17 protein-coding genes are annotated in these 14,017 nt (G+C 64.3%); 8 read left to right on the top strand and 9 right to left on the bottom strand.

Annotated elements, in window-relative coordinates; translation table 11 throughout:
• Positions 1-99: 99 nt before the first annotated feature.
• The 5 genes from ACHMW7_RS08450 to ACHMW7_RS08430 form a co-directional block, all read right to left on the bottom strand.
• Positions 100-471 (bottom strand): nuclear transport factor 2 family protein, encoded by a 372-nt coding sequence (locus ACHMW7_RS08450; RefSeq protein WP_395449828.1) that lies wholly within the window; start codon positions 469-471, stop codon positions 100-102.
• Between the two features lie 62 nt (positions 472-533).
• The gene (locus ACHMW7_RS08445) at positions 534-1,508 is read right to left on the bottom strand and encodes an esterase-like activity of phytase family protein (RefSeq protein WP_395449827.1); all 975 of its coding nucleotides are present in this window, start codon (positions 1,506-1,508) and stop codon (positions 534-536) included.
• Positions 1,509-1,550: 42 nt separating this feature from the next.
• Entirely contained in the window at positions 1,551-3,449 is a 1,899-nt protein-coding gene (gene cobT, locus ACHMW7_RS08440) for a cobaltochelatase subunit CobT (protein ID WP_395449826.1), read from the bottom strand.
• 13 nt (positions 3,450-3,462) lie between these two features.
• Positions 3,463-4,449, bottom strand: a complete 987-nt coding sequence (gene cobS / locus ACHMW7_RS08435) for a cobaltochelatase subunit CobS (protein WP_067957584.1) — start codon at positions 4,447-4,449, stop codon at positions 3,463-3,465.
• A gap of 116 nt (positions 4,450-4,565) precedes the next feature.
• The gene (locus ACHMW7_RS08430; protein WP_395449825.1) at positions 4,566-5,192 is read right to left on the bottom strand and encodes a J domain-containing protein; all 627 of its coding nucleotides are present in this window, start codon (positions 5,190-5,192) and stop codon (positions 4,566-4,568) included.
• A gap of 141 nt (positions 5,193-5,333) precedes the next feature.
• Between ACHMW7_RS08430 and ACHMW7_RS08425 the strand changes: the two genes are divergently transcribed.
• The 4 genes from ACHMW7_RS08425 (at position 5,334) to ACHMW7_RS08410 (ending at position 7,270) form a co-directional block, all read left to right on the top strand.
• Positions 5,334-5,636, top strand: a complete 303-nt coding sequence (locus ACHMW7_RS08425) for a BolA family protein (RefSeq protein WP_395449824.1) — start codon at positions 5,334-5,336, stop codon at positions 5,634-5,636.
• An 83-nt stretch (positions 5,637-5,719) separates the two neighbouring features.
• Entirely contained in the window at positions 5,720-6,058 is a 339-nt protein-coding gene (locus tag ACHMW7_RS08420) for an ArsR/SmtB family transcription factor (RefSeq protein WP_395449823.1), read from the top strand.
• Between the two features lie 4 nt (positions 6,059-6,062).
• On the top strand, positions 6,063-6,581 hold the full coding sequence (locus ACHMW7_RS08415; protein ID WP_395449822.1) for an arsenate reductase ArsC: 519 nt from the start codon (positions 6,063-6,065) through the stop codon (positions 6,579-6,581).
• Positions 6,578-7,270 (top strand): aquaporin, encoded by a 693-nt coding sequence (locus ACHMW7_RS08410; RefSeq protein ID WP_395449821.1) that lies wholly within the window; start codon positions 6,578-6,580, stop codon positions 7,268-7,270. The genes ACHMW7_RS08415 and ACHMW7_RS08410 overlap by 4 nt, the downstream gene beginning before the upstream one ends.
• A gap of 143 nt (positions 7,271-7,413) precedes the next feature.
• Here the strand turns inward: ACHMW7_RS08410 and ACHMW7_RS08405 are convergent, their stop codons facing one another.
• From ACHMW7_RS08405 to ACHMW7_RS08390, 4 genes are read right to left on the bottom strand one after another with little or no spacing between them, the layout of a single operon-like run.
• Entirely contained in the window at positions 7,414-7,569 is a 156-nt protein-coding gene (locus ACHMW7_RS08405; RefSeq protein ID WP_395449820.1) for a hypothetical protein, read from the bottom strand.
• Positions 7,570-7,616: 47 nt separating this feature from the next.
• Complete coding sequence (locus ACHMW7_RS08400) at positions 7,617-8,525, bottom strand: HlyC/CorC family transporter (protein ID WP_395449819.1); 909 nt, start codon at positions 8,523-8,525, stop codon at positions 7,617-7,619.
• Entirely contained in the window at positions 8,522-9,634 is a 1,113-nt protein-coding gene (gene aroB / locus ACHMW7_RS08395; protein WP_395449818.1) for a 3-dehydroquinate synthase, read from the bottom strand. Before aroB ends, ACHMW7_RS08400 begins: the two co-directional genes overlap by 4 nt.
• Complete coding sequence (locus ACHMW7_RS08390; protein ID WP_395449817.1) at positions 9,631-10,254, bottom strand: shikimate kinase; 624 nt, start codon at positions 10,252-10,254, stop codon at positions 9,631-9,633. The genes aroB and ACHMW7_RS08390 overlap by 4 nt, the downstream gene beginning before the upstream one ends.
• Positions 10,255-10,386: 132 nt before the next feature.
• Here ACHMW7_RS08390 and ACHMW7_RS08385 point away from each other — a divergent pair, with 132 nt between their 5' ends.
• The 4 genes from ACHMW7_RS08385 to ACHMW7_RS08370 all read left to right on the top strand — a co-directional run bounded on the left by ACHMW7_RS08385 (position 10,387) and on the right by ACHMW7_RS08370 (position 14,014).
• Complete coding sequence (locus ACHMW7_RS08385; protein WP_067957555.1) at positions 10,387-10,536, top strand: histidine kinase; 150 nt, start codon at positions 10,387-10,389, stop codon at positions 10,534-10,536.
• A complete protein-coding gene (locus ACHMW7_RS08380) occupies positions 10,533-11,438 on the top strand; it encodes a site-specific tyrosine recombinase XerD (RefSeq protein WP_395449816.1) in 906 nt (301 codons plus the stop codon). The genes ACHMW7_RS08385 and ACHMW7_RS08380 overlap by 4 nt, the downstream gene beginning before the upstream one ends.
• A gap of 96 nt (positions 11,439-11,534) precedes the next feature.
• Complete coding sequence (locus ACHMW7_RS08375; protein WP_395449815.1) at positions 11,535-12,485, top strand: acetyl-CoA carboxylase carboxyltransferase subunit alpha; 951 nt, start codon at positions 11,535-11,537, stop codon at positions 12,483-12,485.
• A gap of 266 nt (positions 12,486-12,751) precedes the next feature.
• Positions 12,752-14,014: a murein L,D-transpeptidase family protein gene (locus tag ACHMW7_RS08370; RefSeq protein ID WP_395449814.1), complete on the top strand. Its 1,263-nt coding sequence runs from the start codon at positions 12,752-12,754 to the stop codon at positions 14,012-14,014.
• Positions 14,015-14,017 lie beyond the last annotated feature (3 nt).

Genomic DNA, 14,017 nt, shown 5'->3' with positions numbered 1-14,017 from the left:
ATGCAGCGAGGGGTTGGGGGACCCCTCGCTTTCTTTTTGCCTGAAAGGCTGAGATGGGTACGGCGTTTGCCTCAGCCACGATGGAAGCTTTCAAGCAGATCAGATCGCCGTCATCGGCCCGAAGAACCCGATGATGCGTTCGATACGCTCCCCGTCGGGCGCCAGTTCGACAAAGTCGATGCCTTCGGGCAAAGGCGTGCCGTCGGCCTCTATGACGCGCCAGCCGAACCGGGCAACTCCGTGATGAAGGTCGACCGCTGTGGTGCGAACGATTTTTGCGCCGGGGCGGCTCGCCCGGATCTTTGCGATATGCGCCAAAAGCTCATCGGCGCCGACAGTATCAGCACGCGGATCGGTGTAGCTTGCCTGCTCGGCCCAGACGGCTTCCAGCAGCACCTTGCGCTGCTCTTGGTCGGGCTCGTTCCAGACTGCGCAATAGCGGTCGATGACAGCTGTGACATCGGACGACATGGCCGGGCTCCCGCAAGCGGCCAGCATAGCGGAAAATCGCCGCGCAATCGCCGTGCCGCCGCTCAATCGCCGTGCAGGATGAATTCCAGATAGAGATTGCGCTGCAGGATCGAGTGGTTGTCGTCTGAAACCAGCGACACCATCAGCGCGCCGTCGGCACGCTGCCAGACGTCGAGCCCTTCCATATTGTCGATCTGGTAGCCCATATTGGCTTCCAGCAGCACCGGGCCATCGGCGACCTGGCCCGTGGCGATGGTTTGCGAGGCGATGCGCCTGAGCCGCATCTTGACGCCCGACGCCATCGAGAAGCTGCGTTCGAGCAGCAGCAGGTCGCCATCGGGCAGGAAGGCGCCGTCGGTGATGTCGAACTCGCCATTGCGCTTGACCGTAAAGACGCCCTTGCCGGGGCCTTCGAGCACGGCGCCGAAGATGTTGCCTGATTTGTCGAGGCTCTTTTCCGAGACCACCACCAGGCTCGCCTTTTCAGCGGAATAGGCGACGGTTTCGAACCCGCGATTGGTCCGCAGTTCGTTGCGCGGCACCACGAAGTCGAGCTCGCGGATGGCCGGCTGCATGTTGTCGGGATCGATCTTGTATTGGGCGACGCGGTGCGTGCGCTCGAAGCCGACAGTGGCGATGCCGTCCTTGACCGCGAGGCCCTCGGCATCGGCCTGCCATTTCTTTTCGATGGCGCTGCCCGAGGCGTCGACCATCTGCACCATGCGGAAATTCTCGACGCCGGTCGGCCGCTGCGCGGAATCGCGGACGATGCGGCCGAAATACCAGAAGCCGGTATCGGCGACGCCGATGAAATCGCTGCCCGGCTTGAGGAAGCGGAAGGCCGACAGCGCGCCGAGATTGCGCGACGACGAGGTCATTTCGAGGCCGCCGACGAACTCCAGCGGGCCAAAGATCTTCTGGTCGAGGCCGATCTGGAACCGCGCGATCGAACGGGCCGAGATTTCGATGCGCTCGATGTCAGGCTGCTCGGCCCGCGACGAGGCGGTCAGCGACGTCGAAAGCGCAAGTGCTGCCATGGCAGCGCAAGCCAACTGCCGCAGTCGGGCTAGCGAAAAAGATCATCCGGCGCGCCGGAAGCCGCCGCGGCGGGTTTCGCGTGCCGACTCTTCGCCAAACAGCGACGCCAGCTGCTCGGTCATCGCACCGGCCAGTTCTTCGGCGTCGACGATGGTGACGGCGCGGCGATAATAACGCGTGACGTCGTGGCCGATGCCGATGGCCAAAAGCTCGACCGGCGAGCGTGTCTCGATCAGGTCGATGACGGCGCGCAGATGGCGCTCGAGATAATTGCCCGGGTTGACCGACAGGGTCGAGTCGTCGACCGGTGCACCGTCCGAGATCATCATCAGGATCTTGCGCTGCTCGGGCCGCGCGATCAGGCGCTGATGCGCCCACAACAGCGCTTCACCGTCGATGTTTTCCTTGAGCAGGCCTTCGCGCATCATCAGGCCGAGATTGCGCCTGGAGCGCCGCCACGGCGCGTCGGCGCTCTTGTAGATGATGTGCCTGAGGTCGTTGAGGCGGCCGGGATTCGGCGGCTTGCCGTCCTTCAGCCACTTCTCGCGCGCTTGGCCACCCTTCCAGGCGCGGGTGGTGAAGCCGAGGATCTCGACCGAGACGCCGCAGCGCTCCAGCGTGCGCGCCAATATGTCGGCGCAGGTCGCCGCAACCGTGATCGGGCGGCCGCGCATCGAGCCGGAATTGTCGAGCACCAGCGTGACGACGGTGTCGCGGAACTTGGTGTCGCGCTCCTGCTTGAACGACAGCGGCTGCATCGGGTCGATGACGACACGCACCAGGCGCGCCGGATCGAGATAACCCTCTTCGAGGTCGAAGTCCCAGGAGCGGTTCTGCTGCGCCATCAGGCGGCGCTGCAGCCGGTTGGCGAGGCGGCCGACGACGCCAGACAGATTGGCAAGCTGCTTGTCGAGGAAGGCGCGCAGACGGTCGAGTTCGTCCTCGTCGCACAAATCCTCGGCACCCACCGTCTCGTCAAAGGCGGTGGTGAAGACCTTGTAGTCGATGTCGCGGGGCAGGTTGGCGAAAGGATTGTCCTGGCGCCGCGCTTCGCCCGGCGTCTCCGAATCGACGTCATCGTCGTCGGACATTTCGTCGGAGGTGGCATCCGACGCTTCCATCTCGCCGGACTGTTCCTCTTCGGCGGACGATTCGGCATCTTCGGACTGCGACTGGTCGGAGCCGGCATCGTCCTCGCCGCCCTCCTCGCTCTGCTCCTCGCCTTGCGGCTGGTCGTCGTCCTGGTCGTCGTTGTCTTCGGTTTCCTGGTCGTCGCCATATTCCTCGGCCATCTCCAGCGAGGCCAGCATGTGGCGGACGACACGGGCGAAGGCCTGCTGGTCCTGGAGACTGCCGAGCAGGCCGTCGAGGTCGCCGCCGGCCTTGTCTTCGACCCAGTTGCGCCAGAGCGCGACCATGCGCTCGCCGCTCCTGGGGATCGGCTGGCCGGTCAGCTTCTCGCGCACCATCAGCGCCAGCGCCTCTTCGAGCGGCGCTTCCGCCTGTTCGGTGACGTCGGCGAGGTTGGCCTTGGCGTATTTGTCCTCGAGCATCGAGCTGATGTTTGCGGCAACGCCGGTCATGGCGCGGCTGCCGATGGCCTCGACGCGGGCCTGCTCGACGGCATCGAAGACGGCGCGGGCCTGCTTGCCCTCGGGCGCGAGACGGCTGTGGATGCGCGTGTCGTGGCAGGCGCGCTTCAGCGCCATCGAATCGCCAAGGCCGCGGGTCACCGCGATGTCGCTGGGCGAGGCCTTCTTGGGCAGTTCAGGCAGGCGGGCGCGATTGCCGGCAAGTGCCGGCCGCTCCTTGGCGAAAGCCACCTCAAGCCCGTTGTCGCCCGAAATGGCCCGCATGCAAACGGTCACGGCGCGCTTGAAGCTGTCGGCTTCCGAGCCCGTCTTCGACTTGTTGCGTGTGTTGTCGCCCGGCCCCGCCATCTGAGCCTGTTTCTTATCCCAGCACGACGTTGGCGGCTGATTCGGGCAGGTCCTCGCCAAAGGCGCGCTGGTAGAACTCGGCCACGACAGAACGTTCGAGCTCGTCGCACTTGTTGAGGAAGGTCAGCCTAAACGCCATGCCGACATCGCCGAAGATCTCGGCGTTTTCGGCCCAGGTGATGACGGTACGCGGGCTCATGACCGTCGACAGGTCGCCATTGATGAAGGCCGAGCGCGTCATGTCGGCGACGCGGACCATCTTGTTGACGATCTCCTTGCCCTTGGCGTCGCGGTAGTGCTTGGCCTTGGCAATGACGATGTTCACTTCATTGTCGTGCGGCAGGTAGTTCAGCGTCGTCACGATCGACCAGCGGTCCATCTGTGCCTGGTTGATCTGCTGGGTGCCGTGGTAGAGGCCGGTGGTGTCGCCGAGGCCAACGGTGTTGGCGGTGGCAAACAGGCGGAAGGCCGGGTGCGGACGGATGACGCGGCTCTGGTCGAGCAGGGTCAGGCGGCCCGAGGATTCGAGCACGCGCTGGATGACGAACATCACGTCGGGGCGGCCGGCATCATATTCGTCGAAGCACAGCGCGACATTGTGCTGGTAGGCCCAGGGCAGGATGCCGTCCTTGAATTCGGTGACCTGCATGCCTTCCTTGACGACGATCGCGTCCTTGCCGACGAGATCGATACGGCTGACATGGCTGTCGAGGTTGACGCGGACCATCGGCCAGTTGAGGCGGGCGGCGACCTGCTCGATATGGGTCGACTTGCCGGTGCCGTGATAACCCGACACCATGACGCGGCGGTTGTAGGCGAAGCCGGCGAGGATCGCCATCGTCGTTGCCTTGTCGAACAGATAGTCCGGATCGATGTCGGGCACATGCTCCGATGAGGCCGAATAGGCCGGTACGACCATCTTCGAATCGAAGCCGAAGGTGTCTTTCACCGACACCGTGGTATCAGGCAGGTTGGTGATGTCGCGATCGACCTTGTTCATAGCGTCTCCACGCGCGTGGCTTCAGGCCACGCCGGCAATCGAATTTTCTTCGGGGGCGGTCTTAAAGCCTTTTCCGACCAGATGAAAGTTGGAAAAAGGCCGCGGCCGCGGCTGGCTCAACACAATCCCGCTTGCTTGAGCACGCGATAGGCCTGGAGCACGTCCCTGAAGCGGTCCTCGGACCCCCTGTCGCCGCCATTGGCGTCGGGGTGGTGGCGTTTGACCAGTTCCTTGTAGCGCGTCTTGATGTCGGTGGCAGTCGCCCTGGTATCGAGCCCAAGCGTCTCCAGCGCCTTGGCTTCCAGGGGCTTGGCCTTGCGCTGGCGCGGTGCGCCCTGCCCGCCAAACACATTGCTGGAGTCGCGCATGCGATTGTAATAGCCGGCGCGGCCCGAGCGCTGCTGGGCAAAGTCAGGTGCCGAGCGCGCCGTGCCACCGGCACCGGCGGCGGCATTGGAGCCGATGGTCCAGGTCGGCCGGTGCCCGGTCAGCGCCTCCTTCTGGAAGCGCGCTATATCGCCATCGGCGAGGCCGGAGAAATAATTGAACCCCTTGTTGTACTCGCGCACATGGTCGAAGCAGAAGCGGAAGTACTCGCCCTCCTTCATGCGGCCGACCGGTGCCTTGTGCGTTCCCGGCTGCTTGCAGCCGTCCCACTGGCAGATCGGGGCGTGCGACTTCACCTCCGCTTCCGGATCGGGCCGGACGCGGATTTTGTCGAAATATTTCGGATACGACTTCATCGGATTGTATTTACCGCCTCTTGGCGCGGCGAAACAAGAATTGACATTTCAAGGATGTTGGCCCTAACGCCTGATTTGCGGCCCAATTGCGCCTGATAGCACGATTGTTCGCGGCGACACATGTGGTGAAAGGCGAGACCGATGTCCATACAGGCGACCATCGAAGACAAGCTGAACAAGGCATTTTCGCCGGAACGGCTTGCCGTCCTCAACGAAAGCCACCTCCATGCCGGCCATCACCACGTCGATGGCGGCCACCATGCAACATTCGACGGCTCGGGTGAAACCCATTTCCGCATCCGTATCGTCGCACCCGCTTTTGCCGGCATGAGCCGCATCGACCGCCACCGCGCCGTCAACGAAGCACTTGCAGCCGAACTCAAGGCCGGCCTGCATGCGCTCGCCATCGAACCGGCAGCACCTGGCGAAAAGACGCGCTGGTAGCAGCGCGTCGACGCAGCTGTGCGACGATGACGGCGCGGCTGCGGCGTCATGTGGCTGTCACATATATCCATTAGTCCGGATATATGGATGCGAATGACACGATCGACGCACTGGCAGCACTGGCCCAGCCGACCCGGATGGAAGCCTTTCGCCGCCTCGCCGCCGCCGAACCTGAAGGCATTGCCGCCGGCGACCTGGCACGCCGGCTCGACATTCCGCAAAACACCATGTCGACGCATCTGGCCGTGCTGACCCGCGCCGGCCTCGCCACAGGCGAGCGCCAGGGCCGCTCGATCATCTACCGTGCCGAGCTCACTGCCCTGCGCAAGGTGCTGCTGTTTTTGCTGCAGGACTGCTGCGAAGGCAGGCCCGAGATCTGCGCGCCCTTGCTTGCCTCCCCTTGCTGCGTTCCCCAGGAGTGATGCCATGAGGCCCTTCAACGTGCTTTTTCTCTGCACCGGCAACAGCGCCCGCTCGATCCTTGCCGAGAGCATCCTGCGCAAGGACGGCGCCCCCCACTTCAACGCCTTCTCCGCCGGCAGCCAGCCCAAGGGCAGCGTCAACCCGTTCGCGCTGAAGGTGCTCGAAAGCTACGACTATCCGAGCGACGGTTTCCGCTCCAAGACCTGGGACGAATTCGCCGTCGAAGGCGCTCCCGAGATGGATTTCATCTTCACCGTCTGCGACGACGCCGCCGGCGAAGCCTGCCCGGTCTGGCTCGGCCATCCGGCCAATGCCCATTGGGGCATCGAGGATCCGAGCCATGTCTTGGGCAGCGACCTCGAAAAGGAAGCCGCCTTCGTCACCGCCTTCAAATACATGCGCAACCGCATCGCGGCGTTCGTTGCCTTGCCGATCGCCAGCCTCGACCGCATGGCGCTGACCTCGCATCTCCACGACATCGGCAAGATGGACGGCGCCAGCTCCGGCGCTTCAGACAAATGAGCGCTGAGCTGGCACGACGCCTGCTCGCCGAAGCTCTCGGCACGGCATTGCTGCTCGCCACCGTCGTCGGCTCCGGCGTCATGGCGGCACAGCTGGCGGGCGGCAACGTTGCGCTCGCGCTTTTGTGCAACGCCTTGGCGACCGCTGCCATGCTGGTCGTGCTGATCACCATCCTGGGGCCGGTTTCCGGCGCGCACCTCAACCCGGCGGTCAGCCTGGTCATGGCGCTCGACCGGCGCCTGGCATGGTCGGCGGTGCCGCCATACATCGCAGCACAGCTCGCCGGGGCGATCCTCGGCGTCTGGACGGCACACGCCATGTTCGACCTGCCGGTGCTGCAGCTGTCGACAAGCGTTCGCACCGGCGCCGGCCAATGGCTCGGCGAAGCCGTCGCGACGTCTGGACTGGTGCTGACCATCCTCGGCTGCATTGTCCAGGCACCAAAGACGACGCCTGTCGCCGTCGGCCTCTACATCCTGGCGGCCTACTGGTTCACCTCGTCGACGTCCTTCGCCAATCCTGCGGTGACGATCGCACGCGCGCTGAGCGATACATTTGCCGGCATAGCGCCCGCCGACGCGCCGGCATTCATCGCGGCGCAACTGGTTGGGGCTCTGTTCGGCTTGGCCGCGGCAAGGCTGTTGTGGGCCGCCCCGCAATCCGCAGATGAGGCCGCCACGGCTCGATGACGACCAGATGCTCTTCACGTGCATAGCGCGCTCTCTTGCCGTCTGCGCTAACCAGCGGCGCGCCCAAGGACGATCATTTCAGGACGTCCCAGTCGCCATCGCCGGCCGGCTCGAACGAGCGCAGCACCGACCCGTTCAGCATATCAAGCGGGTTGGGCTGCCTTTGATCGATCCGCCTGATCCTCCAGCTTCGGCTGGCCATGATCAGTGATAACAAGCGGCGCGCCGGTCGCTTCGATTGCACGAAACAGCTCCAGCGCTTTTGCCTTGAACTGGGATTTCGAAACGCGAGCAACCATCGACCGCACCTCCTGCTACCTTCCGAAGATAGCAAAAATGACCATGGTCAGCGCGGCGATTGCGGCTCCACCACCGCCGGCCTGATCCTGATTCGCGCCAGGCGGTTCTTGTCGCGCTTCATGACGATGAAGCGTTTGCCGTGGAAGGTGAAGGCCTGCTTCTCCTCCGGGATCGACTGGGTCTCGTGGATGACCAGGCCGGCGATCGTCGTCGCCTCGTCGTCGGGCAGATGCCAGTCGAGCGCCCGGTTGAGATCGCGAATCGGCACGGTGCCGTCGACGACCACCGAGCCGTCGGCTTCCTGCTTGACGCCCTGGACGTCGATGTCGTGCTCGTCGGCGATCTCGCCGACGATTTCTTCGATGATGTCTTCGAGCGTCACCAGCCCTTCGACCTCGCCATATTCGTCAACGACGATGGCGAAATGCGCCTTGCGGCGCAAAAAGGCGTTGAGCTGTTCCTGCAGCGTGGTGGTGTCGGGCACGAACCACGGCTTGGAGGCGACCTTCGGCACGTCGACCCTGGCATAGTCGCCCTCGACGTCGTTGAGCGCCCGCAAAAGGTCCTTGGCATGGACGACGCCGACGATGTTGTCGATCGAACCGCGCCACAGCGGCATGCGTGTATAGGGGCTCTGCAGGATCTCGCGGACCAGCGCCTCCGGCGCAATGTCGGCATTGACCGAACGCATGGCGGTGCGGTGGACCATGACGTCGGAGACTTCGAGTTCGTGCAGGTCGAGCAGACCGCCGACACGGTCGCGGTCCTGCTTGACCACCTGGCCGTCGCGGTGGAACTCGTCGACCGCCCCGCGCAGCTCGTCATGGGCCGAACGCTGCGGCGTCAGAGCCAACAGTTCATAGCCGAGCGAAGCGAGCAGACGGTCGCGGAACGCCAGGGCCAGCAAGATCAGCCCCGTCAGAATGCCTGCGACGACCCAGCCTGCGTCGATCATCCCGGATGATTCTCCTTGAGAAACGACACCACTTCGGAGGCCGGCACGTCCTTGGCGATGAAGGACTGGCCGATGCCGCGCGTCAGGATGAAGGTCAAGGCACCGCGCGACACCTTCTTGTCCTGGGTGATGTAGCCAAACAGCGCCTCGGCGTCGGGCAGCGCGCCGGTAATGTCGGCCATGCGCCAGGGCAGGCCGACGTCGCGCAGATGCGCCTCGACACGCGCCGCGTCGTCAGGGCTTGCCAGGTTGAGCCGGGCCGAGAAGCGATGCGCCAGCGCCATGCCGATGGCGACACCCTCGCCATGCACCAGACGCGCACCGTCATAGGCGGTCGCGGCTTCAAGCGCGTGGCCGAACGTGTGGCCGAGATTGAGCAGCGCGCGGTCGCCGGTTTCGAATTCGTCGCGGGCAACGACATCGGCCTTGGCGCGGCAGGACTGGGCGATGGCCTCGATGCGGGCTGGGCCGCCTGAAAAAACCTCGCGCCAGTTGGTCTCCAGCCAGGCGAAGAAGTCGGGGCGGTCGATCAGGCCGTATTTGGCGACTTCGGCATAACCGGCGCGGAATTCGCGCAGCGGCAGCGTGTCGAGGGCGGCGGTGTCGGCCAGCACCAGCTTGGGCTGGTGGAAGACGCCGATCAGGTTCTTGCCGCGCGGGCTGTTGATGCCGGTCTTGCCGCCGACCGACGAATCGACCTGGGCCAGAAGCGAGGTCGGCATCTGCACGAAATTCATGCCGCGCCGGACGATGCCGGCGGCAAAGCCGGTGAGATCGCCGATGACGCCGCCGCCAAGCGCGATCACCGCGTCGCCGCGTTCGAGGCGGGCAGCGATGATGTCGTCGACCACCGTCTGCAGCGAATCAAAGCTCTTGGTCTTCTCGCCGGCCGGCAGTTTGATCACCGCAGGCACATTGCCGGCAGCGCTGAGGCTTTCGACCAACGGTTCGAGATGGGCTGCGGCGACGTTTTCGTCGGTGACGATCGCCGCCCGCGCCTTGGGCAGGCGCTGCTGGATCAGCTCGCCGCCCCGCGAGATCAGGCCCGGCCCGATCAATATGTCATAGGCGCGCTCGCCAAGCCCGACTTCGACAGTGACGACGCTCATTCGTGATCCTCCGGGGCTTCCGAGACATGTATCCTGCCGGGCACGCCGAGATGATTGCACAATGCCTCGATGACCTCGCTGGCGATCGCTTCCTTGCGGTCGTCGCGTGTCGCAACGGTGAGGTCGGCAAGCCCGTAGACCGGGTAGCGCTCGTCCATCAGTTTGGAAAGCACGGCGCGCGGATCGGCATTCTGCAACAGCGGCCGGTTCTGCTTCTTGGAGACCCGCTCCATCAACAGATCAAGCTCGGCCTTCAGCCACACCGATACGCCATGGCCTGATATCGCCGCGCGGGTCTGTGCGTTCATGAAGGCGCCGCCGCCGGTCGACAGCACCTGCGGGCCGTTCTCCAGCACACGGCCGATGACGCGCTGCTCGAGCGCGCGGAACTCGACCTCGCCATAACGTTCGAACAGCTCGGGGATGCTCATCCGCGACACGCTTTCGATCTCGTGGTCGCTGTCGATGAAGCCAAGGCCGAGCGCCTGGGCGACCTTGCGGCCGATGGCGGTCTTGCCCGCGCCCATCAGGCCGACAAAGACGATCGAGCGTGTGCCGAGCCGTTCGAGCAGGGCAGCAACCGAGCCTTCGGGAAATGGAGTCTGCACGTCGGGTGTCATGGCGTCCCTTTCGCCGGCGTATCGACATGAAAAGCCCCGTTGCGTCAAGCGCATGGCACCAAACGTGCCCTTGAATTGCCTGACACGGCGTCCCATAAGGGCACAGGATAGGACAGACGGGCAAACACATCGATGCCGACACTTTTCCGGTTCCTTGTCACGCTCGCTGTTCTGGCGGGCATCGCTTACGGCGCCATGTTTGCGCTGGTGATGTTCGTCGAGCCCAAGAAGGCGGAAATCACCATACGAATCCCGCCGGAAAAGCTCGCGCCGAAAAAATGAAAAGCGGCGCGCGCATCGAGGCCTTCCTTGAAATGATGAGCGCCGAGCGCGGTGCCGCCGACAATACGCTGTCAAGCTACCGCCGCGATCTCGAAGACGCCTCCGAACATCTCGGCGGCCAGCTTGCCGATGCCGATGCCGCTGCCATCCGCAGCTATCTCGACGACATCGCCGGCCGTGGCTTCGCCACCACCTCGCAGGCGCGCAAGCTCTCGGCACTCAGGCAGTTCTTCCGCTTCCTCTATGCCGAAGGGCTGCGCGGCGACGATCCGACCGGCATTCTCGACAGCCCGAAAAAGCAACGGCCGCTGCCCAAAACGATGAGCGAGGCCGAAACCGGCCGCCTGCTCGACCGCGCGGCAGCGGAGGCGGCCGCCGATGGCGACAGCTTTGCGGCGGCCAGGCTGCACGCGCTTGTCGAGGTGCTCTATGCCACCGGCCTGCGTGTCTCCGAGCTGGTCAGCCTGCCGCTGACGGTGGCGCTGCGCGACGAGCGTTTTTTCGTCGTGCGCGGCAAGGGCGACAAGGACCGCATGGTGCCGCTGTCATCAAAGGCGCGCGAGGCGATGCGGGCCTGGCTCGACCAGCGCAATCGCGACCCGCGACAAGCCGAAAGCGTGTTTTTGTTTCCGGCGACCTCGCAAAGCGGTCACCTGCCACGCCAGGTTTTTGCCCGCGACCTCAAGGGGCTTGCCGCGCGGGCCGGCATCGCTGCGGCGAAAATTTCACCGCACGTTTTGCGCCACGCCTTCGCCAGCCACCTGCTGCAGAATGGTGCCGACCTGCGCGCCGTGCAGCAATTGCTCGGCCATTCCGACATTTCGACCACCCAAATCTACACCCATGTGCTGCACGAAAGGCTGCTGAAACTGGTCAACGAACATCACCCGCTTGCCGATTAGGGTCCATATCGTTATGTGAGTGCCACGTTCCGCTGGCGCGGCGCCGCAGTTTTCGCGCTCCCAGTGCCTCATTTCAGCGTGGTAGTCCGCTCGCCAATGTACAATTACCTCGATTTCGAAAAACCGGTCCAAGATCTCGAAGGCAAGATCCTCGAGCTCAAGAAGCTTGCCGAAAACGGCGAGGCGGTTGATGTCGGCGACGAGATCAAGCGGCTCGAGAAGCGCTCGCGCGATGCGCTGCGCGACGCCTACAAGGCGCTGACGCCGTGGCAGAAGGTCCAGGTGGCCCGCCACCCCGACCGCCCGCATTGCCTCGACTTCATCAACGGCCTGTTCACCGACTTCACCCTTCTGGCCGGCGACCGCAGTTTCGGCGAAGACAATGCCATGGTCGGCGGTTTCGCCCGCTTCCGTGGCGAGCCGGTGCTGGTGCTCGGCCAGGAAAAGGGCAACGACACCAAGAGCCGCCTCAAGCACAATTTCGGTTCGGTCCGCCCCGAGGGCTACCGCAAGGCGGTGCGCCTGCTCGAGATGGCCGACCGCTTCAAGATCCCTGTCGTCATGCTGGTCGACACCGCAGGTGCCTATCCCGGCGTCGGCGCCGAAGAGCGCGGCCAGGCCGAAGCCATTGCGCGTTCGACCTCGACCTGCCTTGGCCTCAAGGTGCCGTCGATCGCCATCGTCATCGGCGAAGGCGGTTCGGGCGGCGCGATCGCGATTGCTGCGGCCAACCGGGTCTTCATGCTCGAACATGCGATCTATTCGGTGATCTCGCCGGAAGGTGCCGCCTCCATCCTGTGGCGCGACACGACGCGCTCCAAGGACGCGGCGACCAACATGAAGATCACCGCGCAGGATCTGCTCGGCCTCAAGATCATCGACCAGATCATCGACGAACCGCTCGGTGGCGCCCACCGCAACGCCGAAGCCGTCATTTCGGCCACCGGCGACCTGATCGCCAGGACGTTCGCCGAGTTCAACGGCTCCAACATCGACTTTCGCGAACAACGCCGCGAGAAATATCTGGCGATCGGCCGCAGCCTCTAGGCATCGGCCCGAAAATCGGAAAGCACGATGCGCAGCCTGTGATTGCACAAACTGTGGCCTGCATGGGCCGCGGCATCTTTTCGCCACAAAATTGCCGCCTCGCCACGTTCAATGAACGTGCCGTGATTTTTCGTGCGTCGGACGGGCCAGGAACTTGCGGTAAGGAATTTTCAAGGTTAACGACCTTAAAGTCGAAGCAGTATCAGGACGGGCCGGTCGATGGCGTTAGGCGCCATGACTGCAATGTAGAGACGACTTTTAGACCGATGATCGCCAATATCGCACGTACCGGACTGCTTTTCGCTGCGCTCGCGCTGGCCGGCTGCTCGGAATCTTCCGTGACTGATTTTGTCCCGCAGCATGCCAACAGGCAGCTGCCGGCCAAGATCGTGGCGGAAATGAAGGCCAAGGGCATGACGCGGACCTCGCCGGTGCTGGCGCGCGTGTTCAAGGAAGAGGCCAAGCTGGAAGTCTGGAAACAGAAGACCAATGGCCGCTACGACCTGATCGCCACCTACGACATCTGCAAGATGTCGGGCAAGCTCGGCCCCAAATTCACCGAGGGCGACCGCCAGTCGCCGGAAGGTTTCTACACCGTGCGTCCGGGGCAGATGAACCCGAACTCCAGCTACCACCTCGCCTTCAACATCGGCTATCCCAACAGCTATGACCGCGCCAACGGCCGCACCGGCTCGAACCTGATGGTGCACGGCGCCTGCTCGTCGTCAGGCTGCTTTTCGATGACCGATGCGCAGATCGAGGAGATCTACGCCTTCGCGCGCGATGCCTTCAAGGGCGGCCAGACCGAGTTCCAGGTCCAGTCCTATCCGTTCCGCATGACCGCCGCCAACATGGCGCGGTACCGCAACGACGCCAACTACCAGTTCTGGGCGATGCTCAAGGAAGGCTACGACCACTTCGAGATCACCAAGGTGCCACCGAAGGTCGACGTCTGCGAAAAACGCTACGTCTTCAACCAGGTGCCCGAAGCCGGCGGCACCTTCAATCCGACCGGCGCCTGCCCTGCCGTGACCCAGCCGGCGGCGTTGCAGACGGCCTATCAGGCCTACAAGAGCAAATATGACGCGGCCTTTGCCAGCGCCACCGGCGCCGACATTCCGGCGCCCAAGCCGACGATTGCCGGCCTCAAGGAAGCCGCCATCGTTTCGGACTGGACCAAGAAGCGGGCCCGCGGCGAACGCGTGCCGATCGAGCCGCCGTCGCTCAACCAGGATGGCACCGTCACGGTCACCTCGCGCATGGGCCGTATCGATTCGGCCGAAGGCCGCCGCATGGCAGCGCTTGATGCCGCAGCCGAGGCCAAGAAGAAGGCCGCCGAGGAAAAGCTTGCCGCGGTCGCTGCCGCCAAGGCTGCCAAGCTTGCCGCCCAGCAGCAGGTCGTGACCGCCACCGTGCCCGAGCCGGTGGTCACCGAGGCGCCGACCCAGGCCGCGCAGGTCGCCCCGGTCGAAGAGGCAGGTGCTGCCACCAAGCTCAAGAAAAAGCTGCTCGGCCTGTTCGGCAGCTGATCG

It is taken from the genome of Aminobacter sp. UC22_36 (genome assembly GCF_044056035.1).
Taxonomy (GTDB): Bacteria; Pseudomonadota; Alphaproteobacteria; order Rhizobiales; family Rhizobiaceae; genus Aminobacter.
This window is presented reverse-complemented; position numbering and strand designations above follow the sequence as displayed.